Consider the following 25,993-nt stretch of genomic DNA (forward strand, 5'->3'; position numbering starts at 1 on the left):
GGATGGATATATATTATTTAAGAATAATAAATAGGTACAAAATATCCGTTTATTTATAAAATTATTGTTGACTTTTCCTTATAATATAGAGTATACTTAAACATAGAATTATAGAAATGAAGGTTTATCGAATGTAGCATAGATATGAAGGAGTGGAGTAATTTATGAGGAAAGAATATGTAAAGCCATCAATAACAAGTGAAGAGTTTGTAGCTAATGAGTATATCGCCGCATGTTGGAATATAAGGTGTAATGTACCATATGGGTATGGATATTATGAAACGAATGGCAAGCCGGGATATCAGTCTGATGATGTCTATATTGCTGAAGGGAGCGGATGTAAAAAAATGCATGAAGCAAGAGGTATTGATGCAGCCGGACCGGCGGCTAATGCAATGTGGCAACCAACTAATGTATTTGGTCAAAAAGTGGGGGATCCTTACGGAGTATTCTATTTCAAGGCAAAAGGAGATCATTGGGGTGATTCCAATCACCATTTTTGCACATTAGATAAAGTGAATTGGGATCCAAATCCAAATGCATCGAACTAGTGAGATTAATTCAATACAGTTTTATGAAACATGATTTTTAATTATATGAAAATTTTGCGAACATATTGTGTGTGATATATGTTTTGCAAAATTTTCTTTTTGTTTATAGATATATGCCAATCTACTGATATCTGTGCTACAATGCTTCTGTATAAGCATATGGCAGAGTGGAGGTTATCCATGAGAAGAGTTGATACGCAGGAATATTTATCTGTATTGAAGGATCTGGTGCAGGAGGGAAAGGAAGTGAGCCTTCTGGTGGCTGGCAGCAGTATGTCTCCGTTCTTGATCCATGAACGCGACTATGTGTATTTCCGGCAGCCGGACCGGGAACTTCGTAAGGGGGATATTGTATTTTTTCAGAGGAAGAGCGGGCAGTATGTGATGCACCGGATCTGGAAGGTGCGTCCAGAAGGATATTATATCGTTGGGGATGCGCAGATTGACATAGAAGGACCGGTCCTCAGGGAACAGATCTTTGCAATTGTGACAAAGGTGCAGAGAAAGGGCAGATGGATAGAGCCCGGAGACTTCTGGTGGGAGTTTTTTGAGCATGTGTGGCTTCATATGATACCGGTACGACGTATGATCATGAGCGTGTACGCGAAGATAAGAAGATAGAAGTTCTGATACGTGGAGGAATTAGATGGAAGAAAATCAAAGTGGAAAAGGAATATCCTTTGAATCGTTGGATATATTGATAAAGAGATGGAAGGATGGGACATTTTCGGAGATCATTGATGACTGGAAATGGATATTTTCCTATAGTAAGAGATACAAGAGTGCGATCATATTCTATACGCTGCTTGGTATATTCAGTACATCCATGGGGCTTGTGAGCAGTGTGGCGAGTAAGTATATGATTGATATTATTACCGGATATCAGACGAACAAGCTGTGGATCATGATTGCGATTACACTGGGAAGTGCGGTGTTCAGTCTGGTGTTTTCCAATGTGATCAACCGTGTGTCAGCAAAGCTGAGTATCTATATTAATAATGATATTCAGGCGGATATATTTGATAAGATTATAGATGCAGACTGGTTGGAGATTAATAAGTACAGCAATGGAGATGTGCTGAACCGTTTTAACAGTGATGTGAGTACGATCAGTAGTAATGCCATTAGCTGGCTTCCGACGATTGTGATCGCAGTCTATAATTTTATCGCTACGTTTGTTGTCATCTGGCATTATGATAAGATTATGTCTCTGCTTGCATTTGCCAGTGCGCCGGTTATGCTTCTGATGTCGAAGTTTTTGATCTCGAAGCAGCGGGAGTATGCAAGAAAAGTCAAAGAGATGAACAGTGATATGATGACGTTCGAAGTGGAGACTTTTTATAATTTTGATACGATCAAGTCTTTTGGCATCTCTTCTTTATATGGGAAGAAGATGAGGGAATGGCAGCGCAAATATAAGGATGTAAGTCTGGAGTACAATATGTTCTCTATTAAGACAGGGGTATTCATGTCAATCATGGGAATGATCGTGCAGTATGCGGCATTTGGCTACTGTCTGTTCCGTCTGTGGACGCATGATATTACGTATGGAACGATGACATTGTTCTTGCAGCAGAGAGGCAACCTGAATTCCGCGTTTAATAATGTGATTTCGATTATTCCGAACTTTTTAAACAGTTCTATATCTGCGCACCGTATCCGGGAGCTGGCACAGCTTCCGAAGGAAGTGCATATTGCGGAGAGCAGTAAGCTGGATGCGCTTGCAGAGCATGGATTCGAAGTGCGGATGCGGGATGTGGATTTTTCCTATGTGGAAGGAACACGGGTAATTACAAAGTCTTCGTTCCGGGCATGCCCGGGAGAGATCGTGGCTTTGGTAGGACCGTCTGGAGAAGGTAAGACAACCATGATTCGTCTGATCCTTGGATTGATTCGTCCGGAAGCGGGACAGGCGGTCATCAGGGGCTTGGATGGAAGTGAAGTGGAGATGAATGTGGAGACGAGACATCTCTTTGCCTATGTTCCCCAGGGAAATACAATTCTGTCGGGGACGATTGCGGAAAATATGCGGATGGTGAAGGAAGATGCCACGGATGAGGAGATTATTGAGGCGTTGAAGGTATCCTGTGCATGGGATTTTGTCGGAAAGATGCCGGAGACGATCAATAGTAATATCGGTGAGAGAGGCCGTGGCTTTTCGGAAGGACAGGCTCAGAGGATTGCAATCGCACGGGCAGTGCTTCGGGATGCTCCAATCCTGCTGCTGGATGAAGCAACGTCTGCATTAGATGTAACGACGGAACGGCAGGTGCTGAGAAATATTATCAGTCAGCGGCCGAACAAGACTTGTATTGTGACGACGCACCGGCCGAGTGTGTTGAATATGTGTCAGCGGGTATACCGGGTGATGGAAACGACGGTCACTGAACTGTCAGAGGAAGAAGCTGGAAAGATGGCGATGGATTTTTAGTAGTTTTTTACACAGAGAATGCATTTTGTGATATAATTACACATTATTGCATGAATAAAGGATGATAAAATGATAGATATACATGCGCATATTTTACCAGGTATAGATGACGGGGCGGAGGATATATACGATACTCTTGAGATGGCGAGAATGGCGGTAGACAGTGGCGTGAAAGCTATGGTGGCGACGCCGCACTGTAATCTGCCGGGGCTTTTTGATAATTATTTTAGCGATGCTTATGTCAAGGTGTTCCAGGATAGTGTACGGGCGTTGGCAAGGGAGAAGATTCCGCTTAGGCTGTATCCGGGAATGGAGGCTTTTGCGACGTATAATCTGCCGGATCTGCTTGTGGATGGGAAGATTATGCCGCTCAATCAGAGTCGCTATGTGTTGGTGGAATTTTCTTTTGATGAAGATCCTGATTTTGCAACGGATCTGCTGCGCAGGATGTGTGCGGTAGGTGCCAAGCCAGTAGTTGCACATGCGGAGCGATATGAATTTATTCAGGACCGGCCGCAGATTGCGTATCAGTGGAGACTGAGCGGATGTGTGATACAAGTGAATAAGGGGAGTTTTCAGGGGAGATTCGGAAGAAAGGCACAAAGGATAGCTTATCGTATGCTTAAGCATAATCTGGTCTCTGTTGTGGCAAGTGATGCACACAGTCCGTTTCAGAGGACACCGTATATGTTGGATGCATATGAGGAAGTGTGTGAGGAGTATTCTAAGAGATGTACAGATCTTGTGTTCAAACACAATCCTGAGAGAATCTGCAGTAATAGTCCCATATTGAAACGGAAACCAATCGAGTTTTCTGAGTATGATATATAGATAAGGAAGTAGAGTATGAGAAGATTAAGAATAGTCATATGTATAATATTTGTCGTGTCGTGTATTCTGTTTGCAGGATATCAGGTGAAGGTAAGAGTGTTGGAAGATCATACGGCACCGGAGATTCAGTGTAAGGAAGATACGGTGTCCGTCAGCGTGGCAGATCAGGAGGAGGCTCTCTTAAAGGGGGTCACGGCGAAGGATAATAAAGATGGGGATATTACAGATTCTATTCGAATCTCCGCGATGTCACATTTCATTAATAATAAGCGTACCGTGACGTATGTGGTCTTTGATAAGGCCAATAATATGGCGACTTTGGAACGGACGGTGGAATATACAGATTATACGTCTCCGAAGATCCACATGCTGAAGCCTCTGCGTTTTTCCAGTACAGATCAGGCGGATACAACGATGTCAGAGTATCTGTCCGCGGAGGATTGTCTGGATGGGGATCTGACCAATCAGATTCGTACGATTGTGGATAACAGTTATTATAGTGGACAGGCAGGAACATTTCCAGTGACTCTGCAGGTCAGCAACAGTGCGGGAGATGTGTGCTCGGTAGCGGCAGAGATGACGATTACGGATTCAGATGACCGTCAGGAGCGTTATAAGGAGTATCCGCTTCTGTCAGAGTATATCGCATATACAACTGTGAATCAACCCATTGATCCGGCTGCTTACCTGATTGGAATTGAGAAAAATGGGACGGAATATACTTATGAAGCGGATGGTGCTATGATTGCCGGAACCAGGGAGGCAATCGGAATTGCATCTTATGTAGATTATGAGAATCCAGGTGTCTATACGGTGGAATTTACTTATACAGGTGACAGTGGTGTGACTGCAGTTACCAAGTTGTATGTGGTTGTGGAAGGAGAATAGAATGAGCAGAGACGAGAAAAATAGAGACGAGATATCGGCAGCAGTTGATTCGGGAGTCGATCTTTTTACTCTGGTGCAGGATATTCTCAGGAATTGGTGGGTGATTCTTCTGGGAGCACTTGCAGGAGCGATGTTAACCTATGTAGTAACGAGTGTACAGTATGTCCCGGAATATACGACGACGGCTACATTTGTAGTCGGTTCCAAAGGAAGTAATAATACCTACAGTAATCTTTCAGCAGCATACAGCATGGCACAGACCTTTGAAAAGGTATTGAAAAGTAATGTCATGGAGAAGATTATCTGTGAGAATCTTGGAATGGAAGAAGTAGATGCGAAGATTACTACGGAGGTAAAGGAAGGGACCAATCTGCTCACGCTAAATGTGACGGCAGACACGGCGAAGGATTCCATAGATATTATCCGGACGATCATGGAGCACTACTCAGAAGTGTCTATTTATACAGTGGGAAATGCGGTTCTTAGTGTACTGGAAGAACCGAAGATGCCTTATGCATCGACCAATCCATTGAACACAAGAAGAGAGATGAAGAAGGGATTCTTAGGTGGAGCCGGAATATGTATCCTCTTATTTGGACTTTTATCCTTTATGCAGAATTCGGTCAAGCAGGAGAAAGAGATTGAGAAAAAACTGGATGCGAGAAGTCTTGGCGCGATCAGCTATGAATTCAAATACAAGACGCTGCGGGAGTTCGTACATCATAAGAAATCTGCTGCGCTGATCGATAATCCAATCGCAAGTTTTCCGTTTGTAGAGAGTTACAAGAAGCTGGCGGCGAAAGTGGAATACCAGATGGCGAAGGATGATCGCAAAGTTCTGGTGGTTACAAGTACCGCGGAGAATGAAGGAAAGTCTACGGTGGCAGCGAACCTTGCAATCAGTCTTGCGGAGCAGGGGAAGAAGGTTATTCTTGTTGATGGTGATATCCGCAGACCTTCTCAGTTCCTGATCTTTGATCTGAAGGTTGAGGAGAAGAATGAGCTGGGTGAATTCCTGAAAGGTTCTGGTGTGCTGACGGATATATTGATGAAAGGGGAACGACCGCATCTGTTCTTCCTTGGCGGAAGAAACTGTTATTCTTCTTCCACTGAGATCCTTCATACAGATAAGCTTCCGAAGTTGATGAATGCATGTAGAAAATATGCGGATTATGTAATCATTGATACTCCACCGGCAGGGCTCATGGGAGATGCGCAAGTATTTGCACAGTGTGCAGACGCGGTATTGATGGTAGTAAGACAGAATTATATGCTGGCTGAAGATGTTAATGATATTATGGATGATTTTCGTGATAATCATACGAAGATCCTGGGTGTTGTGCTCAATGGAGTGCAGACATTTTCCAGTGTGGCAGACAGCTCGGTCGGACGCTATTATGGCAAGTATGGATATGGACAATATGGTCATTATGGGAATTATAATAAGAATAGAGGGAATTGAGGCATATGGAAGATTATAGAGAAATGTCCGGGAAGGAATCTCGGGAAGCGCCTGAGAAGATAGATCTTACGTCGCTTCTGGTTGATTTTTGTCAAGGGGTGCGTAAGTTATGGTGGCTGATCGTAGTTTTGACTGTGTTTTTTGCAGTGAAGAATTATTTTACTACTACAACTACTTATGTGTCTCAATATGTTGCGTCGGCGACGGTATCGGTGAATTCTACCACTGGAAGTTCTGCACAGGATATGGCACAGATATTTCCGTACATTCTTACCAGCGGTGTTCTGGAAGATGTAGTGGCGGAAGATCTAGGAGTGGCTACCCTTCCAGGTACGATTAGTGCAGAGGCGGATGAGGGAACCAACCTGCTCACAATCTCTGTGACGGCAGATGACCCGCAGGTGGCGTATAATACACTGGTCTCTGTGTTAGACAATTATCCGCAGGTAGCAGAGTTTGTTGTGGGAAAGACGCAACTCACCGTGTTGGATGAGACGGGAATTCCGTCAGATACAAAGCGTTCAGAGGTAATTCGAGGTTCCTATAAGAGAGGCGCTTTAAAAGGAGCTTTGATTGGATGTGTCATACTGGTTCTCTATGTGTTGCAGAGAAGAACGGTGAAGTCCAAGAAAGAATTAAAAAAGCAATTGAATCTGATGGATTGTGGAAGTGTTCCGTATATTCGGGTGAAGAAGCGTAAGAAAGAGACATTTCACAATACGTTAAGTCTGTTGAATGAAAGAATCTCACAAGGATATGTGGAAGCAATCCGAAAAATAAGAATTAAGGTAATGCGGGATATGGAGGAGAATGGTTTCCAGTCTCTTCTGATTACCAGTTCCATTCCAGGAGAAGGTAAGACGACCCTTGCGGCGAATCTGGCTATCTCAATCGCGAAGCAGGGGAAGAAGGTAATCCTTGTGGATTGTGATATGAGAAATCCATCTGTTGCGGGTGTGATGAATGAACAGGAGAAGCACCCTGGGCTTGGAGTGGTTCTGAAAAAGGAAGTTGCCATTAAGGATGCTATGGTAAATGTAGAAGTGCAAAATGGAAGTCTGAAGGTGCTCTACGGTGGTGAGAATGACGAAGGAAATACGAAGCTTCTGAGTTCAAAGAGCATGCGGGCGTTGGTTCAGGCATTGATTAAGCAGGCGGATGTTGTCATATTTGATACGGCCCCGTCGGGATTGCTGGCAGATGCCCCGGTACTTGCACGATATGTGGATGCAGCACTCTATGTGGTACGTTATGACCATACGAAGATGAGGCAGATTCGAGAAGGTGTGCAGGCTCTTGCGATGAGTGGCATCCACATCATCGGTTATGTATTTAACGGTGACAGTTCAAGCAGAAGCCGTGGATATGGGTATGGTTACAGCTATGGATATAAGCGTTATGGCGGCTATGGGCGTTATGGAAGCCGGAGTCATTATGGAAATTATACGGACGCAGAAAAAGGAACACAGGATCAAGACGGACGTGTCATTAAGGAGTAAGGAGGCACTGTAGATGAAGTTTTTCAGAAAGCATAAAAAGCGGAAGATTATAGGAATTGTCATACTGGCAGTGATATTGTTGATTGTAGGTGTCTATGGTTCTATTATCTGGAAATTCTACAAAGATACGGTTGATATTGTTCCTGCAGATGAGGTGGATCCAAAGGCGAAGTCTGTAAAAATTGCAGAGGCGGATCAGAAGGATGACGAGGTATACAATGTGCTGTTGGTCGGTACAGATTCCAGAGATCCGAATTCAGACATGGGACGTTCTGACAGTATGATGCTGGTTTCATTTAACAAAAAGGAAAATAAATCTACGGTGGTTTCCTTCTTGCGAGATTCGCTGGTAGATATCGATGGTTATGGCAAGAGTAGACTTGGTCATACCTACGCATATGGAGGGGTCGGTCTTACGATCAACACCATCAATAAGACTTATGATCTGGATATTCAGAATTATATTACCATTAATTTTGAAAATCTGGTCGGCATTATCGACGAAATCGGCGGCGTGAAGGTATATATTTCCGAAGAAGAGGCAGAATATTATCGTCAGAACGGTATGCCGAATATCGAGTCCGGCGATGTGATTCTGACAGGCTCCCAGGCACTGGCACATGCCAGAAACCGTACGCTGGGAAGTGATTTTGAGAGAACGAGAAGGCAGCGCAGCGTCATGTACGGAATATACCGCAAAGTAATGGAAGATAAAGATCCTTCCTCCATTCTCTCGCTGATCAATTACTGCATGAATCAAGTTGAGACGAATATGAGCGTGACAGAGATCTACGATATGGCCAAAGATGTCCTGGCGGTAGATAATCTGAAGATGCAGCAGGCAAGTCTTCCGCAGGATGGAACTTATACGGATATCACCTATGAGGGGATGGCAGTATTGGAGATAGATTTTGATGCGAATAAGAAGTTCCTGGAGGAATTGCTGTATTAATCGCTGGATGGCTGCGTGAATGGTAAGATTTGAATATGTTTTGTGATAAAAGGAGAGGCGTGTACTCTCCTTTTTGTGTATGGTGCGTGGGTGTTGAGTTATCTTGTGTATTCATATTGCGCATAACATTGTACATGGAAATAAAGAGGGAGATATGATAAAATGAGTAAGAGATATAGAGCATGCTCTGTAAAGGGTGCTCGGAATGTACGGAGGAAATATCTATGAAAAGAGGCAGGCGGATCCTGGCAGTCTTTTTGATGATGGTCGTCTTGTCGGTCATCTTATGTGGTGGAATCTGTCCGGGAATGATCCTGACGGTATCGGCCACAGAGATGGCAGAAGAAGGGGACGAAGGGCTGACGGAGCAGGAGAAAGCCGAAAAAGCGGAGCAGGAGTTGCAGCAGCAAGTCTATGCGATGCCGGTTGAGAGTAATGGGTGGGAGAACTGGCCTCAGGGACCCGGAACCTACGGCGAGGCGGCGATTGTGATGGAGGTAGGGACGGGAGCGATCTTGTATGCGAAGAATATTGACGATCACCACTATCCGGCAAGTATTACCAAAGTGCTGACAGCGTTAGTGGCGTTGGAGAATGGGCAACTGACGGATACGGTAACATTTTCCCATGACAGCGTAGCATTTCTGCAGCCAGGAGATTCTTCGGTGGGCTTGAAAGAAGGCAACATTATCTCGCTGGATCAGGCATTGCACGCTACTTTGCTTGCATCAGCCAATGAGGCGGCTTATGCGGTGGGAGAAAGTGTGGGAATCAATGCCGGATATGATTATAACTGGTTCCTGGAACAGATGAATACCCGGTGTAAGGAACTGGGCGGAGAGAATTCGAATTTTGTGAACACTAATGGGCTGCACGACCCGAATCATTATACCTGTGCGAGGGACATGGCACTGATTGGAAGAGAGTTGTTCAAGTATCCAGAATTCTTCAGTATTGTACAGACTTTGAATTACGAGATTCCTGAATCAGAGACCACGGAGCAGCACGTCTTCCAGCAGAAGCATAAGATGCTGATTCCAGGGAACTCGAATTATTATGAATATGCGATTGGTGGAAAGACCGGATACACATCCGATGCGCTGTCTACGCTGATTACCATGGCGGATAACGGCAACTTACAGTTGGTGTGCGTCGTGCTGCGCACCCATGGGGCAAATATATACCCCGATACAAGAAATCTCTTCGATTATGCATTTGCCAACTTCCAGAAGATCTCCGTGGAAGAGAATGAAACATCAGAAGATGTGGATGAATGCAGTGGATATGTCGTGGTGCCAAATGGCGTGGAATTCACGGACTTGGCTATGGAGATTATTCCAGATGGCGGGACAAGTACAGAAGCCACACTAGAATATCGCTATGATGATCAAGTAGTTGGCTCTGCCCGGGCTGTGCTAAGCCAATCTTATCTGGCAGAACACTCCGCAAAAGTGCAGGATGTCAAAGAGCTGCGGGCGCAGACAAAAGAAAAATCGGAGGATAATGAGAAAAACCTGTGGGAAAAGCTCGTCGAGAAATTCGGCAAAAAGTCCCTGGCCGAAAAAATCATCATCCTCGTAGCCAGTATCTTATTACTGGTGCTGATTGCAGTATTTTTACGCACCATGATCGTCAGAAAACGAAAGTAATTTGGGACGGGGGTTTTTTCATTTTCCTCCGTCCCAAATTAAAATATCCCTGTCCCTTTTTCGATTTACCCTGTCCCCTTTATACAATATGACGAAAAATATGCAGAATCATTGTGAAAAAATCCCTTGACGAATCAAGGGGGTTTTCAGTATAATAAAACCGCATATTGAGAAAAATGTTGACGAAGACAGTAGGTTATATTTGAACGATGCAGAGAATCGGGGATGGTGGGAGCCTGATACAAGTAGAATATATCTGAATATCACTTCCGAGTTGCAGTTCCTGAAAGGCGGTAAGTTGAACCGAGTAAAGGCTGCCGGGATTCGCCCGTTACAGAGAAGACATATGATAGTATGTTTAGGTGGTTTATAAACGTAAGTACAGCTTTCGTCCTATTCAGGACGGAAGCTTTTTTGTTCTATATCCATGAAAAAATTCATTTTGGGTACAGGGCATATTTCAATTAGGTACACCACATTTTTTATTTTGGGACGTAGTACTTTGCAAAAGTACTACGTCCCCAAGGAGGTTATTATGTATAAGAAGGTTTCTACAGATTTGAATTTTGTGGACAGGGAGAAGGCTACTGAGAAGTTCTGGGAGGAGAATCACATCTTTGAGAAGAGTATGAAGGAGCGTGAGGGGAACGAGATCTACATGTTCTACGATGGTCCTCCGACTGCGAATGGCAAGCCGCACATCGGCCATGTGCTGACGCGTGTTATCAAGGATATGATCCCGAGATATCGTACGATGAAGGGCTATGAGGTTCCGCGTAAGGCTGGATGGGATACTCACGGTCTGCCGGTTGAGCTGGAGGTTGAGAAGGCTCTTGGCCTGGATGGCAAGGATCAGATCGAGGAGTATGGTCTGGAGCCATTTATTAAGAAATGTAAAGAGAGTGTGTGGAAATACAAGGGTATGTGGGAGGATTTCTCAGGTACTGTTGGTTTCTGGGCGGATATGGAGAATCCGTATGTTACGTATGATAATAACTTTATTGAGTCTGAATGGTGGGCATTAAAGAAGATCTGGGACAAGGGTCTTCTGTATAAGGGATTCAAGATCGTGCCTTACTGCCCGCGTTGTGGAACTCCGCTGTCTGCGCAGGAAGTTGCGCAGGGATATAAGGATGTTAAGGAGCGTTCTGCGATCGTTCGTTTCAAGGTCATTGGCGAGGATGCTTATTTTCTGGCATGGACGACGACGCCTTGGACATTGCCGTCTAATATCGGTCTCTGTGTGAACCCGGATGAGGAGTATGTGAAGGTAAAGGCTGCGGATGGTTATGTATATTACATGGCCGGAGCACTGCTGGATACGGTTCTTGGCGGTCTGGCGGAGAAGTCTGGCGCTGCTGAGGGAACCGCTGATTATGAAGTCCTTGAGACTTATAAAGGAAAGGACCTGGAGTACAAGGAGTATGAGCCGTTGTATCAGTGTGCTTATGACTGTGCAGCGAAGCAGAATAAGAAAGCGTTCTTTATTACCTGTGATTCTTATGTAACATTGACAGATGGTACTGGTGTGGTTCATATCGCACCTGCATTTGGTGAAGACGATGCCAAGGTCGGACGCAAGTACGACATGCCGTTTGTTCAGCTGGTTGATGAGAAGGGTAATATGGGAGAGACGACTCCATTTGCCGGATTATTTGTGAAGAAGGCTGATCCGGAAGTGCTGAAGGATCTGGAAGCAAGAGGACTGTTGTTCGATGCTCCGAAGTTCGAGCATAGTTATCCACACTGCTGGAGATGTGATACTCCGCTGATCTATTACGCTCGCGAATCCTGGTTCATCAAGATGACGGATGTTAAGGATGATCTGATCGTGAATAATAATACCATCAACTGGATTCCGGAAAGTATCGGTAAGGGCCGTTTTGGCGACTGGCTGGAAAATGTTCAGGACTGGGGTATCAGCCGTAACCGTTACTGGGGAACTCCGCTGAATATCTGGGAGTGTGAGTGTGGACATCAGCATTCCATCGGCAGCATTGCGGAATTGAAGGAAATGTCTGACAACTGCCCGGATGATATCGAGCTGCACCGCCCATATATTGATGAAGTGACGATCAAGTGTCCGATCTGCGGTAAGGAAATGCATCGTGTTCCAGAGGTTATCGACTGCTGGTTCGACTCTGGTTCTATGCCATTTGCTCAGCACCACTATCCATTTGAGAATCAGGAATTGTTCGAGAAGCAGTTCCCGGCAGATTTTATTTCTGAAGCGGTAGACCAGACCCGTGGATGGTTCTATTCTCTGTTGGCAATCTCTACTCTGATCTTCAACAAGGCACCATATAAGAACGTTATCGTTCTGGGCCATGTGCAGGATGAGAATGGACAGAAGATGAGTAAGTCCAAGGGAAATGCGGTGGATCCATTTGACGCACTGGAGAAATACGGTGCAGATGCGATTCGTTGGTATTTCTATGTAAATAGTGCTCCGTGGCTGCCAAATCGTTTCCACGGAAAAGCAGTAACCGAAGGACAGCGCAAATTCATGGGAACTCTGTGGAATACTTATGCTTTCTTCGTACTGTATGCGAATATTGATGAGTTTGATGCAACCAAGTATGCATTGGAATATGATAAATTATCCGTTATGGATAAATGGTTACTGTCCAAGCTGAATACTTTGATCAAAGAAGTAGACGATGATCTTGGCAATTACAGGATCCCGGAAGCAGCAAGAGCATTGCAGGATTTTGTGGATGATATGAGTAACTGGTATGTAAGAAGAAGCCGTGAGCGTTTCTGGGCAAAGGGTATGGAGCAGGATAAGATTAATGCTTACATGACTCTGTACACAGCACTTGTAGAAGCCTGCAAGGTTGCAGCTCCGATGATTCCGTTCATGACGGAAGATATCTACCAGAATCTGGTAAGAAGCATTGATCAGGATGCGCCAGAAAGTATTCACCTGTGTGACTTCCCGGTGGCAAATGATGATTATATCGATGAGGAACTGGAGTCTAACATGGATAAAGTCCTGAAGCTGGTAGTGATGGGACGTGCCTGCAGAAATGCTGCAAACATCAAGAACCGTCAGCCAATCGGACAGATGTATGTAAAGGCATCTTTTGAGGTTCCAGAATTCTATCAGGAGATCGTAGAAGACGAATTGAACGTAAAAACTATGACATTTACACAAGAAGTCCGTGATTTTACGTCATATTCTTTCAAACCTCAACTAAAGACAGTGGGACCAAAATATGGTAAAATGTTAGGAGGCATTAAGGCAGCGCTCGGTACGATCGACGGAAATGCAGCAATGGATGAGTTGAATGCTACAGATGCCCTGAAGTTAGATATTAACGGACAGGAGATTACACTGTTCCGTGAAGATCTGTTGATTGAAAGCGCTCAGATGGAAGGCTATGTATCTGAAAATGATAATGGTATCACAGTGGTTCTGGATACGAATCTGTCAGAAGAGCTTCTGGAAGAAGGATTTGTACGTGAGATCATCAGTAAAGTACAGACCATGCGTAAGGAAGCTGGCTTTGAAGTGATGGATAAGATTGAGATCACTTATGAAGGAACAGAGAAGGCTGAGAAAGTATTTGCAGCAAATGCAGAGACTATTGGAGATGAAACACTTGCACTGAAGGTGGAGAAAGCGGCGCCTGCAGGTTATGTAAAAGAGTGGAAGATCAATGGAGAAAAAGTGACACTTGGCGTGGAAAGAAAATAATCTTGCCCCAGGCTTGAGTAAAGGAAGGGAAAATATTATGTATAATCCAAGATTTGAAAAAGAAGCATTTAAAAAAGAAGTGGAAAGCAATGTAAAGCATTTATTCCGCAAAACAGTAAAAGAGGCAACACCACAGCAGCTGTTTCAGGCAGTATCATATGCAGTAAAAGAAGCAATTATTGATGACTGGATCGCAACGCAGAGACAGTATGACAAAGATGATCCGAAGATCGTATATTACATGTCTATGGAGTTCTTGTTAGGAAGAGCACTTGGCAATAACCTGATTAATATGACAGCGTATACAGAAGTAAAAGAAGCATTGGACGAGATGGGAATTGACCTCAATGCCATCGAAGATCAGGAGCCGGATCCGGCACTTGGTAATGGCGGTCTGGGACGTCTGGCAGCCTGCTTCCTGGATTCACTTGCATCTCTGGGATATGCAGCATATGGCTGTGGTATCCGTTATCGTTATGGAATGTTCAAACAGAAGATTGAAAATGGTTATCAGGTAGAGACACCGGATAACTGGCTGAAAGACGGCAATCCGTTTGAATTAAGAAGACCAGAATATGCCAAGGAAGTTCGCTTTGGCGGAAATATCCGTGTTGAGTACGACAATCAGACTGGGGATATTCGCTTTAAACAGGAAAACTACGAATCTGTTATGGCGGTTCCATATGATTATCCAATCGTAGGATACAATAATCATGTGGTTAACACCTTACGTATCTGGGATGCAGAGCCGATCGTAGACTTCCAGCTGGAGTCATTTGACCGTGGAGATTATCACAAGGCAGTAGAGCAGCAGAACCTGGCAAAGAATATTGTAGAGGTCCTGTATCCAAATGATAATCATTATGCAGGAAAAGAGCTGAGACTGAAACAGCAGTATTTCTTCGTATCTGCAAGTCTTCAGGCAGCAGTTGCAAAATATAAGAGAAAACATGACGACATTCACAAGTTATATGAGAAGATGACCGTGCAGATGAACGATACACATCCAACCGTTGCAGTTGCAGAGTTAATGCGTATCCTGCTGGATGAAGAGAATCTGGGATGGGATGAAGCATGGGAGATCACCACAAAAGTCTGTGCATACACCAACCATACCATTATGGCAGAGGCTCTGGAGAAATGGCCGATCGACTTGTTCTCAAGACTGCTTCCTCGTGTATACCAGATCATTCAGGAGATCGACCGCCGTTTTATTGAGCAGATCCGTGCAATGTATCCGGGTGATGAGAATAAGGTTAAGAGCATGGCAATCTTAAGAGACGGTCAGGTGAAAATGGCTCATCTTGCAATCGTTGCCGGTTACTCTGTCAACGGTGTGGCAAGACTTCACACAGAGATTCTGAAGAAACAGGAATTAAAAGATTTCTACCAGATGATGCCACAGAAGTTCAACAACAAGACAAATGGTATCACGCAGAGACGTTTCCTGATGCATGGTAACCCGCTTCTTGCTGACTGGGTAACCGAGAAGCTTGGAACCAAGGACTGGATCACAGACCTGTCTCTGATGAGTGGACTGAAGCCGTTGGTTGATGATCCGAAGGCTTGTCAGGAATTCATGGATATTAAGTATAAGAATAAAGAACGTCTGGCAAAATATATTCTGGAGCACAACGGAATAGAAGTGGATCCAAGATCTATCTTTGACGTACAGGTAAAACGTCTTCACGAATACAAACGTCAGCTGTTGAATATTATGCATGTTATGTATCTGTATAATCAGATCAAAGAGCATCCAGAGAAACATTTCTTCCCAAGAACATTTATCTTTGGTGCCAAAGCATCTGCAGGATACATCCGTGCAAAACAGATTATTAAGCTGATCAATTCCGTTGCAGATGTCATCAATAATGACCGCAGCATCAACGGCAAGATTAAAGTTGTATTTATCGAGGATTACCGTGTATCCAATGCAGAGATGATCTTCGCGGCAGCAGATGTCAGCGAGCAGATCTCAACGGCTTCCAAAGAAGCATCTGGTACTGGTAATATGAAGTTCATGTTAAATGGTGCTCCGACTCTTGGAACTATGGACGGTGCAAACGTAGAGATCGTGGAAGAAGTCGGAATTGAGAATGCATTTATCTTCGGTCTGAGTTCAGACGAAGTCATTAACTATGAGCAGAATGGCGGCTATAATCCATGGGATATCTATAACAACGATCCAGATGTGCGCAAAGTCGTTGACCAGCTGGTAAATGGAACCTACTCAAATGGCGACACAGAGATGTACCGTGATCTGTACAATTCTCTTCTGAACACCAGGGGCGGCAACCGTGCAGATATGTACTTCATCCTGAAAGATTTCCGCGCTTATGCAGAGGCACAGGAGAAGGTAGGAGCAGCTTACGAAGACAAGGAAAGATGGGCGAAGATGGCTCTTCTGAATACTGCTTGCTGTGGTAAATTCTCTTCTGACAGAACTATTCAGGAATATGTGGATGATATCTGGAAACTGGATAAGGTGACTGTTGAAGTGAATAATGAGGTTCCTGAGTATTAATAAGATGTTCAAATCGTGAAAAAATAGAATAAAATATACGACCCTTCCATACAGTGTATGGGAGGGTATTTTTATGCGAGCAAAGTTCAAAAAATTCGGATGTTATGTCATCATTATTATATTACTGCCATACGTGGTCACGGTGTTCCTGAATGGGCCAAGCATTACTTCTTACTCGCATGTGGATGAGACGTATGTGAAAGTAAAGGTGGCGGATGCTTCAGGGGATGAAGCTGCCGGTGGGGATGCTACAGCAGGAACCGTAGTGGAGATGCCGATTGAGGAATATTGTGTGGGAATGCTAGCAAAAGAGATCCCGGCATCTTATGAAGAAGAGGCATTAAAGGCACAGGCGATTCTGGTTCGGACGGATGTCTATAAGAAGATTAATGAGTCGGGAAGCGATACGGTATTGGAAGGTGACTTCTGGACACAAAAGCAGATGGAAAAGGCATGGGGCAGTAAATATTCGAAATATTATCATAAGCTTGAGGAGGTCTGGAGTGAGACCGAAGGGCAGGTGCTCAATTACGGGGATACACTGGCACTGACACCATTTTTCCGGCTGAGTAATGGCTGGACTCGTGATGCCAAAGAGGTATTGGAAAGTGAAGATTATCCTTACCTTAAGATCGTAGAATGCCCGGACGATATCGAAGCCGAGAAGCAGCTGCAGACGGTGACAGTGGATGATATGGACGCAGAGATCACGGCAACTGATACCGCAGGATATGTGTTGAATGTCCGTGTCGGACAGGAGAATGTCAGTGGCGAAGAATTTCGCAATACATACAAGTTGGCTTCGGGATGCTTTACCTTACAGCGCTGCAACGGACAGATCCGGATCACGACTAGAGGGATTGGTCATGGGCTGGGGTTAAGCCAGTATGAAGCCAATCAAATGGCAAAAAACGGCAAAGCATATGAAGAGATTTTACAATATTTTTTTGAAGGAACCGAAATCAAAGAAGTCGCAGAAATATTACTGGATACAGAATAAGACCATCGCGATCTGGCAAAAATATAGTCAGAGGTGGTGATAAGATGAATAAAAAGCAAAAGCCTTCGCAGAAAAAGAAGGCTGCTACCGTTGCGGCAGTATTATGCTTTGTGGCAGCAATTGCAATAGTTGGAACATATACATTCAATGACTATAAAACGACACAGCAAAAAGAACAGCTTGCGCGGGCGGAGGAAACCAATGATACAGAAGATGAAAAAGATACAGAACCGGCAGAAGAGGCCAACAATCTAGTTGTCAGCAATCAAGATGACACTAAGGAGCAGGAAGACCAGAATCAGGAAGACACTGCTGACACGGGTGGTACCAGTGGAAACGGAAGTGCAGTACAAAGTACATCCGGAAGCGGAACGAACGTAAGCTTTAATGAAGACAGTACACTTCTGTGGCCGGTAGACGGTACGATCCTGATGAGCTATAGTATGGACAAGACCGTATATTTCTCGACCCTGGATCAGTATAAGTACAATCCGGCAGTCATTATCTCCGGTGCCGAAGGTGACCAAGTCATCTCCGCGACAGCCGGAATCGTCAAATCCATCGATGTCACGGCAGAGACCGGAACGACCGTCAATGTAGATATCGGCAATGGATACGAACTATTCTACGGTCAGCTCAAAGAAGTACCGGTTAAAGTCGGCGATTACGTGGAGGCAAAGACCGTGTTAGGTTATGTCAGCCAGCCGACCAAATACTATAGCGTAGAAGGATGCAACGTCTATTTCGAGATGCGAAAAGACGGACAACCAGTAAATCCAGTCGAATACCTGGCAGAAGAATAAGTCTTGTTTGGGGACGGGGGTTTTTTCATTTTCCTCCGTCCCAAATTCAGATATCCCTGTCCCTTTTTCAAGTATCCCTGTCCCCATTTGACAATTGTGGAAATTTTTCTATAATAATAAACAATATGAAAAAATAAGTCGGAGCAGGAATATGAACTATACATATATTGTGAGATGTAAAGACGGAAGCCTCTACACTGGCTGGACAAATGATATAGAAAAGCGTATAAAGGCCCATAATGAGGGAAAAGGAGCGAAATATACCAAGTCAAGACGACCGGTAAAGTTGGTGTATTATGAGGAGTTTCAAACAAAAGAAGAGGCTATGAAAAGAGAGTATGCGATCAAGCATATGCGACGAAAAGAGAAAGAAAAGATCATTGGGGACAGGGTAAATTGAAAAAGGGACAGGGATATTTGAATCTGGGACGGAGGAAAATGAAAAAACCCCCGTCCCCAATTTTAAAGTACGAATGCGTACATGACGATGAAGTGGCAGGCACTGCCGCCCATAACGAATAGGTGGAAGATCTCGTGGCTGCCGAAGTATTTGTGGCGGCTATTGAAGAGTGGCAGCTTTAATGCGTAGATGACTCCGCCTACGGTGTAGATGATTCCGCCGGCGAGGAGCCAGCCGAAAGCAGCCGGTGACATGGAGTTGAGCAGTTGGGTAAATGCCAGTACGCAGGTCCATCCCATGCCGATATAAAGCACGGAGGATACCCATTTTGGACAGTATACCCAGAATGCTTTGATCAGAATCCCGACAATTGCGATTCCCCATACAATAGAGAGGAGAATGATTCCGGTCTTCCCTTTGAGGACCAGCAGGCAGATTGGTGTATAGCTTCCGGCGATGAGTACGCTGATCATCATATGATCGATTTTCTTTAAGATTGTATTGATTTTCTCGGATTTATTAAAAGTGTGATATGTGGTGCTTGCCGCATATAATAGGATTAAGCTTATCGCATAGATTGCGATTGAGATTACGTATATCCTGCTTGGTTCGTGTGCGGCCTTTATCAACAAAGGTACTGCTGCAAATATAGCCATGAGCATTCCGATGAAATGTGTGATGGCGCTTCCTGGGTCTTTGATGTGTTCTTCGATTGACTGTGCCATAGTAACACCTCCTGAAATATTGAAATCACAACAAGTAGTTTTTAATACTACATAATCTATATGTGTATATTATACCCGATATTCCTAAAATGCAAGCAGAATTTGAAAATTTAAGATTTTTCTTAGAAAATGAGTAAGTGTGTTCATAAATAATCAAGTGGCATGGTTAAATATAAAATAACTGGCTGTTTCTGTAAATCCACATTGATGATAACATAATTTGGAAAATCAAAGGAGTGTAGAGAAAGGTAGGAAGAGTGATGGAGGCAGAAACAGTGAAAACGAATTCGAGAGATAATGTAAAAGCGATGGTGATTACCGCTTTTTTTGCAGCAATTACATTTTTAGGAATACAGGCATTTCGCATCCCGCTCCCGGCAGCGATAGGAACACCATTTGTGCATTTTGGACATATTTTTGTTGTAATGGGGTTATTACTTCAGGGCGGAAAAAGAGGTGCGATATCTGGAACGATCGGTCTGGTCGTATTTGATATATTGAATGGATATATTCAGGATATTCCACAGGTCTTTATCGAGACAATGGTAAAATGTCTGATTGTGGGAGCGATCTTTTATTTGCTTCAGAATAGAGCAGCGCAGGATAAGAAGAGGGAGTATAGAAATGCGATCATATGTGCGATTATCTATGGCTGTTTGAATATTGTGATTGAGCTTGTGATGGGAACGATTAAGATGATGTTGCTGGGAAGTGGATTTGCGGCGGCATTTGTCGGATCAGTCGTGTCAATTCCGGCAACAGCAATCAATGCTATATTTATGGTCGTTGCGATTGCGGTGCTGTATAAGCCCGTCAGCAATATTTACCGACGAATCGCATGCTAGAATTGCAGGATAGATCCGCCGGCAAATGGATTACTCAGAATCAGGAATATGTTTTTTTATATAATGAATGAATTCTGTGGCGACGTGGGATAGTTGATGATCTTTGTTCCAGATTAAGACATAGGAGGCCGTCACGGAAGGATTGACCAGTTCTTTTATGCAAATGTCGGAGCTTATGCCCACTTCTGCTGCAGAAGCGGGATATATGGCAATTCCGACGCCTTGGCGTGTTAATTCAAAGGCATTGAGCATATGGGCAATTCGGCAGCGGATCTTAGGTTTCTGACCGGTCATCTGAAACCATCCGCTGATTTCCTGGAGACGGGATGCACGCGAAGGGATTATAAGGTCATAAGGTGCCAATTCCGCTAATTCAATGGTGCTTCCTTCATGACGTGCAAGTGGATGCGAGGACGGAATCATGGCAATCCAGGGCTCTTTATAGACGGAAAGTGCTTCTACACCTTCTGCATTATGAGGTTTCATGATGATTGCCAGATCGCATAATCCCTTCATGACGCGGTTTACGACGTCGTCCGAGTTCCCGTTCCAGAGATTGTACTGTACATGAGGATGAAGCTGATGAAAGCCCGCAATCCACTCGGAAAACAGACGGGGAGCATGGCCCTCTACGGACGCAAGAAAAAGAGTTCCCTGAAGTCCCTGCTTCATTTCGCGGATTTCTTCCGTGGATTTATTTACCAGATCGATCACCTGGATGGCGTATTGGCGAAATAACTGACCTTCTTCCGTAAGCTGGAGCGCATGCGGATTACGGATAAATAATTTCACGCCCAATTCATTTTCCAGATCTTGAATCTGACGGCTTAGCGGAGGCTGTGCAATACAAAGCTTGTCTGCAGCCCTTGTAAAATTCATTTCCTCGGCAACCGCCAAAAAATAGCGAATATGTCTTAATTCCATCGTAAAATATCTCCATTCCATCATACTTAAAAGGTATTAATATAAGCTTATTATATGTATTTCCATATAAGGAGTCAATGTGTTATATTAAAATCAACAAAAGGAAGTATACTATGAAAGCTTTACAGTTTGCACCAGATAACCCATGATGTTACGCAATGCTGAAAAAATGAATAAAGACTGTAATGGAAGAAATAGATAAGGGATACCGACAAATGTGCGTCAGGTATCCCTATTTCGTTGCCGTACTTTTGGAGAAAGCCCTCGGGCAGCAAGTTTTCACAGCTTATGAATGGTCCATAATCTTACAATAAAGTAATGCAGCCAATGTACTTATGGATGTTGCGATAATCCCGGCGCCCACGATGGCTGCTGGATTCACACTCCCATACTGACTGCGGTAAGCAATAACATTTACAGGAATCAATTGCAAAGAAGAAATGTTAATGATCAAAAACGTGCACATCTCATTGCTTGCTACACCCCTTTTTTGAATCGGTCCCGGCTGACGCTCGCTCCTTCGATCCTCCTCCAATCGGCCAAGCTCCTCCATTGCCCGCAGGCCCGCCGGAGTCGCTGCCCATCCAAGCCCTAATACATTAGCGATCAGGTTCGTTGTGATATGCTCCTCAGCAGGATGCCCTACCGGAAGATTGGGAAATAAAAAGCGAATCAACGGTCGGATTCTGCGGGATGCACTTTGAATCAGCCCCGCTTTCTCGGCAATTTCCATTAGTCCCACCCAGAGAGACATGACCCCCATCATAGTAATACACAGAGAGATAGCCTCCTTGGAGGAATCAATAGCAGCATTGGTAATATCCGGCATACGGCCTGTAAAAGCTGCAAAAATAATTCCAAGAAGAATCATGGCTGCCCAAAGATAATTCAACATAATAAACACCTTGCAAAGCTTTTAGTATAGGATATGTTGTAAATTGGGGACGTAGTACTTTGCAAAAGTACTACGTCCCCAATTTACAAATGTGGTGTACCCAAATGAAAAATGCCCTGTACCTATTTGTCACTTTTCTCTAATTTTCTCCATACTGTGAATATCATTGTAACGAAGCAGACTGTTCCGCCTACAAAATTGGATATGGGTTCTGCAAGAAATACGCCATTTGTTCCAAGGGTAGCAATTGTTGGAAGCCATAAAGTGAGTGGAATTACGATAATTGCTTTTCGGAATAAGGAGAAAAAGACTGCGTGTCGATATTTACCCAATGCGGTGAAGGTGGATTGACCGGCAAATTGTAAAGCCATCATAAAGATTCCGAAAAAGTATAAATGCATGGCGGGTACGCCTTTTTCCAAAAGTTCAGGATCGCTGTTGAACAGGTGGATAAAAAAGCGCGGGAAGAAGAATAGCAGTGCCCATGCTGCGAGGGAAAAAAGGATACAGAATAAGGTGGTAAATTTAATGGAAGATTTTACCCGGTCGTATTTTTTGGCGCCATAATTAAAGCTCATTACGGGTTGAGCACCGCTTGTCATTCCATTAACTGGCATGGTAATAATTTCGCGGACAGAGTTGATAACGGTCATGATTCCAACGTATAAGTCGCCGCCATATTTCTGCAAAGTTGCGTTACAGATAATCTGGACAGAACCGTTAGTAATCGCCATAATAAATCCAGCCATGCCAAGAGCGGTAATCTCTTTGATCAGCGATGGCTGCAGTGTCATAGATTCTCTGGTCAACTTGATAATTGCTTTTTGGCCGATCAGGAAATGAAAAACCCAGATGGAAGAAACGCATTGGGAAATAATGGTAGCCAGCGCGGCGCCTTGAACATCCATGTGGAGACCAAAGATAAATATTGGGTCTAATATCAGATTGAGGACAGCGCCGATTGAAACAGTCAACATTCCGGTAATCCCGAATCCCTGAGCGTTGATAAAATTGTTCATACCAAGGCTGGTCATGACAAATAATGTTCCCAGCAGGTAAATGCGAAGATAAGCATCAGCGTAAGGATAGGTAACATCACTGGCACCGAAAAGATATAATAACGGATGCTTAAATACAAAACACAAAATGGCCAGGACCGTTCCAGATAATAAAAGCATAGTAAAAGAATTTCCCATAATCTTCTGCGCACGTTCCGTTTCCTTGGCGCCGCGGGACATGGAAAATAAAGGAGCTCCGCCCATGCCAAATAGATTGGCAAAAGCAGTGATGATCGTAATAACAGGCAGAGTAAGTCCAATTCCAGTTAAAGCTTCTGTGGAAGTATGCGGGATATGACCGATGTAGATCCGGTCAATGACATTATATAAGACATTAATTAGTTGCGCCAAAGTCATAGGAACCGCAAGACGCAAAATATTTGCAGCAATACTTCCCTGACCAAAATCCTTCTTTTGTTGCGTTTTCATGTTATGCGTTTTCATGTTATGTGTTTTTATGTTACGTGTTCTCATATCTATCACCATTACAATTTATAGTATTTTATATCATAAAATCTCTAATAAGTAGTATATGCGTAGTAAGAAAGATTTTCAATTATAAAAAACCCTGTCCCTACATATAATGTAAGCAACTATATGGGAAGTATGAAATGGGGAACTTATGTGAAAATCTTGATGTATGTGACGGATTTTATTGTTCCGCTTGTTATCTTTGGAATTGTAAGTTATGGTGTTTTGATGAAGGTGGATGTCTATGATACTTTTATTAAGGGGGCGAAAAGTGGATTTTATACGGTGATTAAGATTCTTCCGACATTGGTAGGGTTAATGGTTGCAGTGGGGGTATTGAGGGCTTCAGGGTTCCTTGATTTTTTGTCAGATATTATTGGGAGATTTTCTGAGTACATAGGCTTTCCCGGTGAATTGGTGCCGCTTACAGTCGTGAAGATGTTTTCTTCATCGGCCGCAACGGGACTTTTGTTGGATGTATATAAGGAGTATGGCACAGATTCTTATATTGGACTGATTGCATCTATCAGTATGTCGTGCACAGAAACTATTTTTTATACAATGAGTGTGTATTTTATGACGGCGAAAGTAACGAAAACAAGATATACACTGGGAGGTGCCATGTTTGCTACATTTGCCGGACTGATTGCAAGTGTGATCCTAGCCGGGCTGATGGCCTGAGGAAAATATGAATATAGAATGAAAAAGGACTGTCTATGACAGCCCTTAGAATATGTATCCAATCACTATTAATTTTACTATTTGTCTTTATCCTTGTCCTTGCTGCGTGGATTTTTCCAAATATTCAAGGCGGCGATGATACCGACAATATATAAAATGCTTATCAAAATCATTGGATTGTCTTTGAGCAGGTATACGATAGCAACGATGGCCGCCAGAGAGATCGTTAGCTGGAAAGCGATCAGCAGTCGCTTCTCTTTCACTTCTTTTGCCTGTTGCAGAAATTCTAATCGTTGTTGCTCTAACTTGAGATAATCCATCAGATCCTCATCTTTAATACGCGAAAGAATCAATTTGTCCCTTGTGTTCTCAACATCACGGGCGCGAGAACGGAAGAAATGCCTGTGGGGTTTTTCGTCTTCATCGCAATCTATATCGTCGAAATCGTCGTATTCATATGAAGCCTTTTGCTCTGTAGTGTGAGACGTTGTAGATTCATTTGATGTTGCAGATTCTGTACGTTCAGCCGCAATAGATTCTTTTGCTGCAGCAGAATCTACATCTCCGCCAGGTACTGGATTAACGGAATTGTCTGCTGTTATCTGCGCTTCTGCTTCTATTGAATTTGATTTATTCCCAATCGACACAATTTTATTTGCATCAGACTTGCTTTCGATATTCTCTTCTTTAACCATATTTACTTCTTCAGACACAAGCTATACCTCCCTGTTAAATTTCTTTTATCATAACAATTTCCGACATAAAATTCAACAAATCTGATGAATGCAATTCTTAAATTTTATGGTAGTCCGAGGAAAAAGGGACACGGTAAAATGAATTTGGGACGGGGGAAAATGAAAATACCCCCGTCCCAAATGAAACGCTTTAAAGTGTGAAAGTCTCTAAATCATCCGGTACAAACAAATTTCCATGATAATATTGCCGGCCTTCTTCGGTATATAGTTTTTTCCGTTCTGCCAGATGTGATTCTTCGGTATGATAGAGCAGAAGGTTAGGGATCCCGAGCTTTTCTGCAAGCTGGCAGGCTTCTTTTACTGTACTGTGGTGTTTTTCGTAAGGTTTGAACTTGTCTGCTTCGCGGAACAGACAGAAGGCTTCATGTAAGAGCCAATCACTGTCTTTTACATATTCAAAATTGACTTCGTTGTATGGCTCGTCTCCAACGCAAGTGAATTTTATGCCATTATTCAGCTGCATGGTAAATCCAAATTGTTTCGCCTTTGTAGAAGCAATGTCAAAGAAGGTTATTGGACAGTCAAGGATTTTGCGTTGTTCACCATTTTTTACAATATCAAATTGGATTCTTTCGCCCATATGTCTGCAGACCTTTTGTTGAATGGTCATGCTGGCGATTGACCGAATTTTTTCAGACAATTCTCTGTGGCAGTAGATATGTAAGTCACCGTCATATTTTCCCTGATTCATTTTCTGACCGATAATGCGAATCAGCCAGATGATCCCAAGAACATGGTCCACATGCTCGTGAGTAACAAAAATATCATGAATGTCAGTAATCTGGATTTTAGTATCTTTTAAGACTTTTAATATCCGATTTCCGCCGCCGGCATCCACCAGAAAATGTCTGTCGCCATCCGAAATGGCAAAACAAGTATTGTAGCATTCTGATACGGCAGCATTTCCGGTCCCTAATATTGTTAGCTTCATATAAACATCTCCAATCTT

At 43.6% G+C, this 25,993-nt stretch carries 22 protein-coding genes; 16 read left to right on the forward strand and 6 right to left on the reverse strand.

The features are described from left to right. The first annotated feature begins 164 nt into the window (after nucleotides 1-164). The 14 genes from ABE613_RS02745 (at nucleotide 165) to ABE613_RS02810 (ending at nucleotide 18,690) form a co-directional block, all read left to right on the forward strand. Nucleotides 165-551 carry a hypothetical protein gene (locus ABE613_RS02745; RefSeq protein ID WP_347375608.1) on the forward strand — a complete coding sequence of 129 codons (387 nt, stop codon included), beginning with the start codon at nucleotides 165-167 and terminating at the stop codon, nucleotides 549-551. A 180-nt stretch (nucleotides 552-731) separates the two neighbouring features. Next, nucleotides 732-1,172 carry a S24/S26 family peptidase gene (locus ABE613_RS02750; RefSeq protein WP_347375609.1) on the forward strand — a complete coding sequence of 147 codons (441 nt, stop codon included), beginning with the start codon at nucleotides 732-734 and terminating at the stop codon, nucleotides 1,170-1,172. A 25-nt stretch (nucleotides 1,173-1,197) separates the two neighbouring features. Continuing rightward, nucleotides 1,198-2,982, forward strand: coding sequence for an ABC transporter ATP-binding protein (locus ABE613_RS02755; RefSeq protein WP_347375610.1), 1,785 nt, complete (start codon nucleotides 1,198-1,200; stop codon nucleotides 2,980-2,982). 69 nt (nucleotides 2,983-3,051) lie between these two features. Further along, on the forward strand, nucleotides 3,052-3,813 hold the full coding sequence (locus tag ABE613_RS02760; RefSeq protein WP_347375611.1) for a tyrosine-protein phosphatase: 762 nt from the start codon (nucleotides 3,052-3,054) through the stop codon (nucleotides 3,811-3,813). A gap of 15 nt (nucleotides 3,814-3,828) precedes the next feature. After that, entirely contained in the window at nucleotides 3,829-4,701 is an 873-nt protein-coding gene (locus ABE613_RS02765) for a hypothetical protein (RefSeq protein ID WP_347375612.1), read from the forward strand. Between the two features lies 1 nt (nucleotide 4,702). Beyond that, the gene (locus ABE613_RS02770; protein WP_347375613.1) at nucleotides 4,703-6,163 is read left to right on the forward strand and encodes a polysaccharide biosynthesis tyrosine autokinase; all 1,461 of its coding nucleotides are present in this window, start codon (nucleotides 4,703-4,705) and stop codon (nucleotides 6,161-6,163) included. A gap of 5 nt (nucleotides 6,164-6,168) precedes the next feature. Then, the gene (locus tag ABE613_RS02775) at nucleotides 6,169-7,662 is read left to right on the forward strand and encodes a tyrosine-protein kinase domain-containing protein (protein WP_347375614.1); all 1,494 of its coding nucleotides are present in this window, start codon (nucleotides 6,169-6,171) and stop codon (nucleotides 7,660-7,662) included. Between the two features lie 13 nt (nucleotides 7,663-7,675). Beyond that, complete coding sequence (locus ABE613_RS02780; protein WP_347375615.1) at nucleotides 7,676-8,614, forward strand: LCP family protein; 939 nt, start codon at nucleotides 7,676-7,678, stop codon at nucleotides 8,612-8,614. A gap of 224 nt (nucleotides 8,615-8,838) precedes the next feature. Continuing rightward, entirely contained in the window at nucleotides 8,839-10,263 is a 1,425-nt protein-coding gene (locus tag ABE613_RS02785; protein ID WP_347375616.1) for a D-alanyl-D-alanine carboxypeptidase family protein, read from the forward strand. Between the two features lie 535 nt (nucleotides 10,264-10,798). Next, the gene (gene ileS, locus ABE613_RS02790; protein WP_347375617.1) at nucleotides 10,799-13,963 is read left to right on the forward strand and encodes an isoleucine--tRNA ligase; all 3,165 of its coding nucleotides are present in this window, start codon (nucleotides 10,799-10,801) and stop codon (nucleotides 13,961-13,963) included. Between the two features lie 37 nt (nucleotides 13,964-14,000). Next, the gene (locus tag ABE613_RS02795) at nucleotides 14,001-16,487 is read left to right on the forward strand and encodes a glycogen/starch/alpha-glucan phosphorylase (RefSeq protein WP_347375618.1); all 2,487 of its coding nucleotides are present in this window, start codon (nucleotides 14,001-14,003) and stop codon (nucleotides 16,485-16,487) included. Between the two features lie 73 nt (nucleotides 16,488-16,560). Continuing rightward, entirely contained in the window at nucleotides 16,561-17,487 is a 927-nt protein-coding gene (locus tag ABE613_RS02800) for a SpoIID/LytB domain-containing protein (RefSeq protein ID WP_347375619.1), read from the forward strand. A gap of 44 nt (nucleotides 17,488-17,531) precedes the next feature. Beyond that, a complete protein-coding gene (locus ABE613_RS02805) occupies nucleotides 17,532-18,290 on the forward strand; it encodes a peptidoglycan DD-metalloendopeptidase family protein (protein ID WP_347375620.1) in 759 nt (252 codons plus the stop codon). Between the two features lie 151 nt (nucleotides 18,291-18,441). Beyond that, the gene (locus tag ABE613_RS02810; RefSeq protein WP_235232481.1) at nucleotides 18,442-18,690 is read left to right on the forward strand and encodes a GIY-YIG nuclease family protein; all 249 of its coding nucleotides are present in this window, start codon (nucleotides 18,442-18,444) and stop codon (nucleotides 18,688-18,690) included. 62 nt (nucleotides 18,691-18,752) lie between these two features. On the opposite strand, the gene trhA is transcribed toward ABE613_RS02810, so the two are convergent. After that, the gene (gene trhA, locus ABE613_RS02815; protein WP_235232480.1) at nucleotides 18,753-19,415 is read right to left on the reverse strand and encodes a PAQR family membrane homeostasis protein TrhA; all 663 of its coding nucleotides are present in this window, start codon (nucleotides 19,413-19,415) and stop codon (nucleotides 18,753-18,755) included. Between the two features lie 275 nt (nucleotides 19,416-19,690). Here trhA and ABE613_RS02820 point away from each other — a divergent pair, with 275 nt between their 5' ends. Next, nucleotides 19,691-20,260 carry an ECF transporter S component gene (locus ABE613_RS02820; protein WP_347375621.1) on the forward strand — a complete coding sequence of 190 codons (570 nt, stop codon included), beginning with the start codon at nucleotides 19,691-19,693 and terminating at the stop codon, nucleotides 20,258-20,260. A gap of 30 nt (nucleotides 20,261-20,290) precedes the next feature. On the opposite strand, the gene ABE613_RS02825 is transcribed toward ABE613_RS02820, so the two are convergent. The 3 genes from ABE613_RS02825 to ABE613_RS02835 form a co-directional block, all read right to left on the reverse strand. Further along, complete coding sequence (locus ABE613_RS02825) at nucleotides 20,291-21,184, reverse strand: LysR family transcriptional regulator (protein WP_347375622.1); 894 nt, start codon at nucleotides 21,182-21,184, stop codon at nucleotides 20,291-20,293. A gap of 286 nt (nucleotides 21,185-21,470) precedes the next feature. After that, nucleotides 21,471-22,079, reverse strand: a complete 609-nt coding sequence (locus ABE613_RS02830; RefSeq protein WP_347375623.1) for a nucleoside recognition protein — start codon at nucleotides 22,077-22,079, stop codon at nucleotides 21,471-21,473. 122 nt (nucleotides 22,080-22,201) lie between these two features. After that, a complete protein-coding gene (locus tag ABE613_RS02835) occupies nucleotides 22,202-23,566 on the reverse strand; it encodes an MATE family efflux transporter (RefSeq protein ID WP_347375624.1) in 1,365 nt (454 codons plus the stop codon). Between the two features lie 195 nt (nucleotides 23,567-23,761). Here ABE613_RS02835 and ABE613_RS02840 point away from each other — a divergent pair, with 195 nt between their 5' ends. Beyond that, the gene (locus tag ABE613_RS02840) at nucleotides 23,762-24,289 is read left to right on the forward strand and encodes a spore maturation protein (RefSeq protein ID WP_347375625.1); all 528 of its coding nucleotides are present in this window, start codon (nucleotides 23,762-23,764) and stop codon (nucleotides 24,287-24,289) included. A gap of 77 nt (nucleotides 24,290-24,366) precedes the next feature. Here ABE613_RS02840 and ABE613_RS02845 read toward each other — a convergent pair whose 3' ends face one another. Beyond that, nucleotides 24,367-25,002 carry a hypothetical protein gene (locus tag ABE613_RS02845; protein WP_347375626.1) on the reverse strand — a complete coding sequence of 212 codons (636 nt, stop codon included), beginning with the start codon at nucleotides 25,000-25,002 and terminating at the stop codon, nucleotides 24,367-24,369. Between the two features lie 172 nt (nucleotides 25,003-25,174). Beyond that, nucleotides 25,175-25,975, reverse strand: coding sequence for an MBL fold metallo-hydrolase (locus ABE613_RS02850; RefSeq protein ID WP_347375627.1), 801 nt, complete (start codon nucleotides 25,973-25,975; stop codon nucleotides 25,175-25,177). Nucleotides 25,976-25,993: the final 18 nt, after the last annotated feature.

The sequence above is a fragment of the Dorea chungnamensis genome, from assembly GCF_039832125.1.
GTDB lineage: Bacteria > Bacillota > Clostridia > Lachnospirales > Lachnospiraceae > JAFBIX01.

Coding starts and splice junctions, on each gene's coding strand:
- ABE613_RS02810 (WP_235232481.1), top strand. CDS start 18,442: ATGAACTATACATATATTGTGAGATGTAAAGACGGAAGCCTCTACACT.
- ABE613_RS02760 (WP_347375611.1), top strand. CDS start 3,052: ATGATAGATATACATGCGCATATTTTACCAGGTATAGATGACGGGGCG.
- ABE613_RS02755 (WP_347375610.1), top strand. CDS start 1,198: ATGGAAGAAAATCAAAGTGGAAAAGGAATATCCTTTGAATCGTTGGAT.
- ABE613_RS02780 (WP_347375615.1), top strand. CDS start 7,676: ATGAAGTTTTTCAGAAAGCATAAAAAGCGGAAGATTATAGGAATTGTC.
- ABE613_RS02775 (WP_347375614.1), top strand. CDS start 6,169: ATGGAAGATTATAGAGAAATGTCCGGGAAGGAATCTCGGGAAGCGCCT.
- ABE613_RS02795 (WP_347375618.1), top strand. CDS start 14,001: ATGTATAATCCAAGATTTGAAAAAGAAGCATTTAAAAAAGAAGTGGAA.
- ABE613_RS02835 (WP_347375624.1), bottom strand. CDS start 23,566: ATGAAAACGCAACAAAAGAAGGATTTTGGTCAGGGAAGTATTGCTGCA.
- ABE613_RS02750 (WP_347375609.1), top strand. CDS start 732: ATGAGAAGAGTTGATACGCAGGAATATTTATCTGTATTGAAGGATCTG.
- ABE613_RS02805 (WP_347375620.1), top strand. CDS start 17,532: ATGAATAAAAAGCAAAAGCCTTCGCAGAAAAAGAAGGCTGCTACCGTT.
- ABE613_RS02770 (WP_347375613.1), top strand. CDS start 4,703: ATGAGCAGAGACGAGAAAAATAGAGACGAGATATCGGCAGCAGTTGAT.
- ABE613_RS02850 (WP_347375627.1), bottom strand. CDS start 25,975: ATGAAGCTAACAATATTAGGGACCGGAAATGCTGCCGTATCAGAATGC.
- ABE613_RS02825 (WP_347375622.1), bottom strand. CDS start 21,184: ATGGAATTAAGACATATTCGCTATTTTTTGGCGGTTGCCGAGGAAATG.
- trhA (WP_235232480.1), bottom strand. CDS start 19,415: ATGGCACAGTCAATCGAAGAACACATCAAAGACCCAGGAAGCGCCATC.
- ABE613_RS02745 (WP_347375608.1), top strand. CDS start 165: ATGAGGAAAGAATATGTAAAGCCATCAATAACAAGTGAAGAGTTTGTA.
- ABE613_RS02785 (WP_347375616.1), top strand. CDS start 8,839: ATGAAAAGAGGCAGGCGGATCCTGGCAGTCTTTTTGATGATGGTCGTC.
- ileS (WP_347375617.1), top strand. CDS start 10,799: ATGTATAAGAAGGTTTCTACAGATTTGAATTTTGTGGACAGGGAGAAG.
- ABE613_RS02800 (WP_347375619.1), top strand. CDS start 16,561: ATGCGAGCAAAGTTCAAAAAATTCGGATGTTATGTCATCATTATTATA.
- ABE613_RS02830 (WP_347375623.1), bottom strand. CDS start 22,079: ATGTTGAATTATCTTTGGGCAGCCATGATTCTTCTTGGAATTATTTTT.
- ABE613_RS02765 (WP_347375612.1), top strand. CDS start 3,829: ATGAGAAGATTAAGAATAGTCATATGTATAATATTTGTCGTGTCGTGT.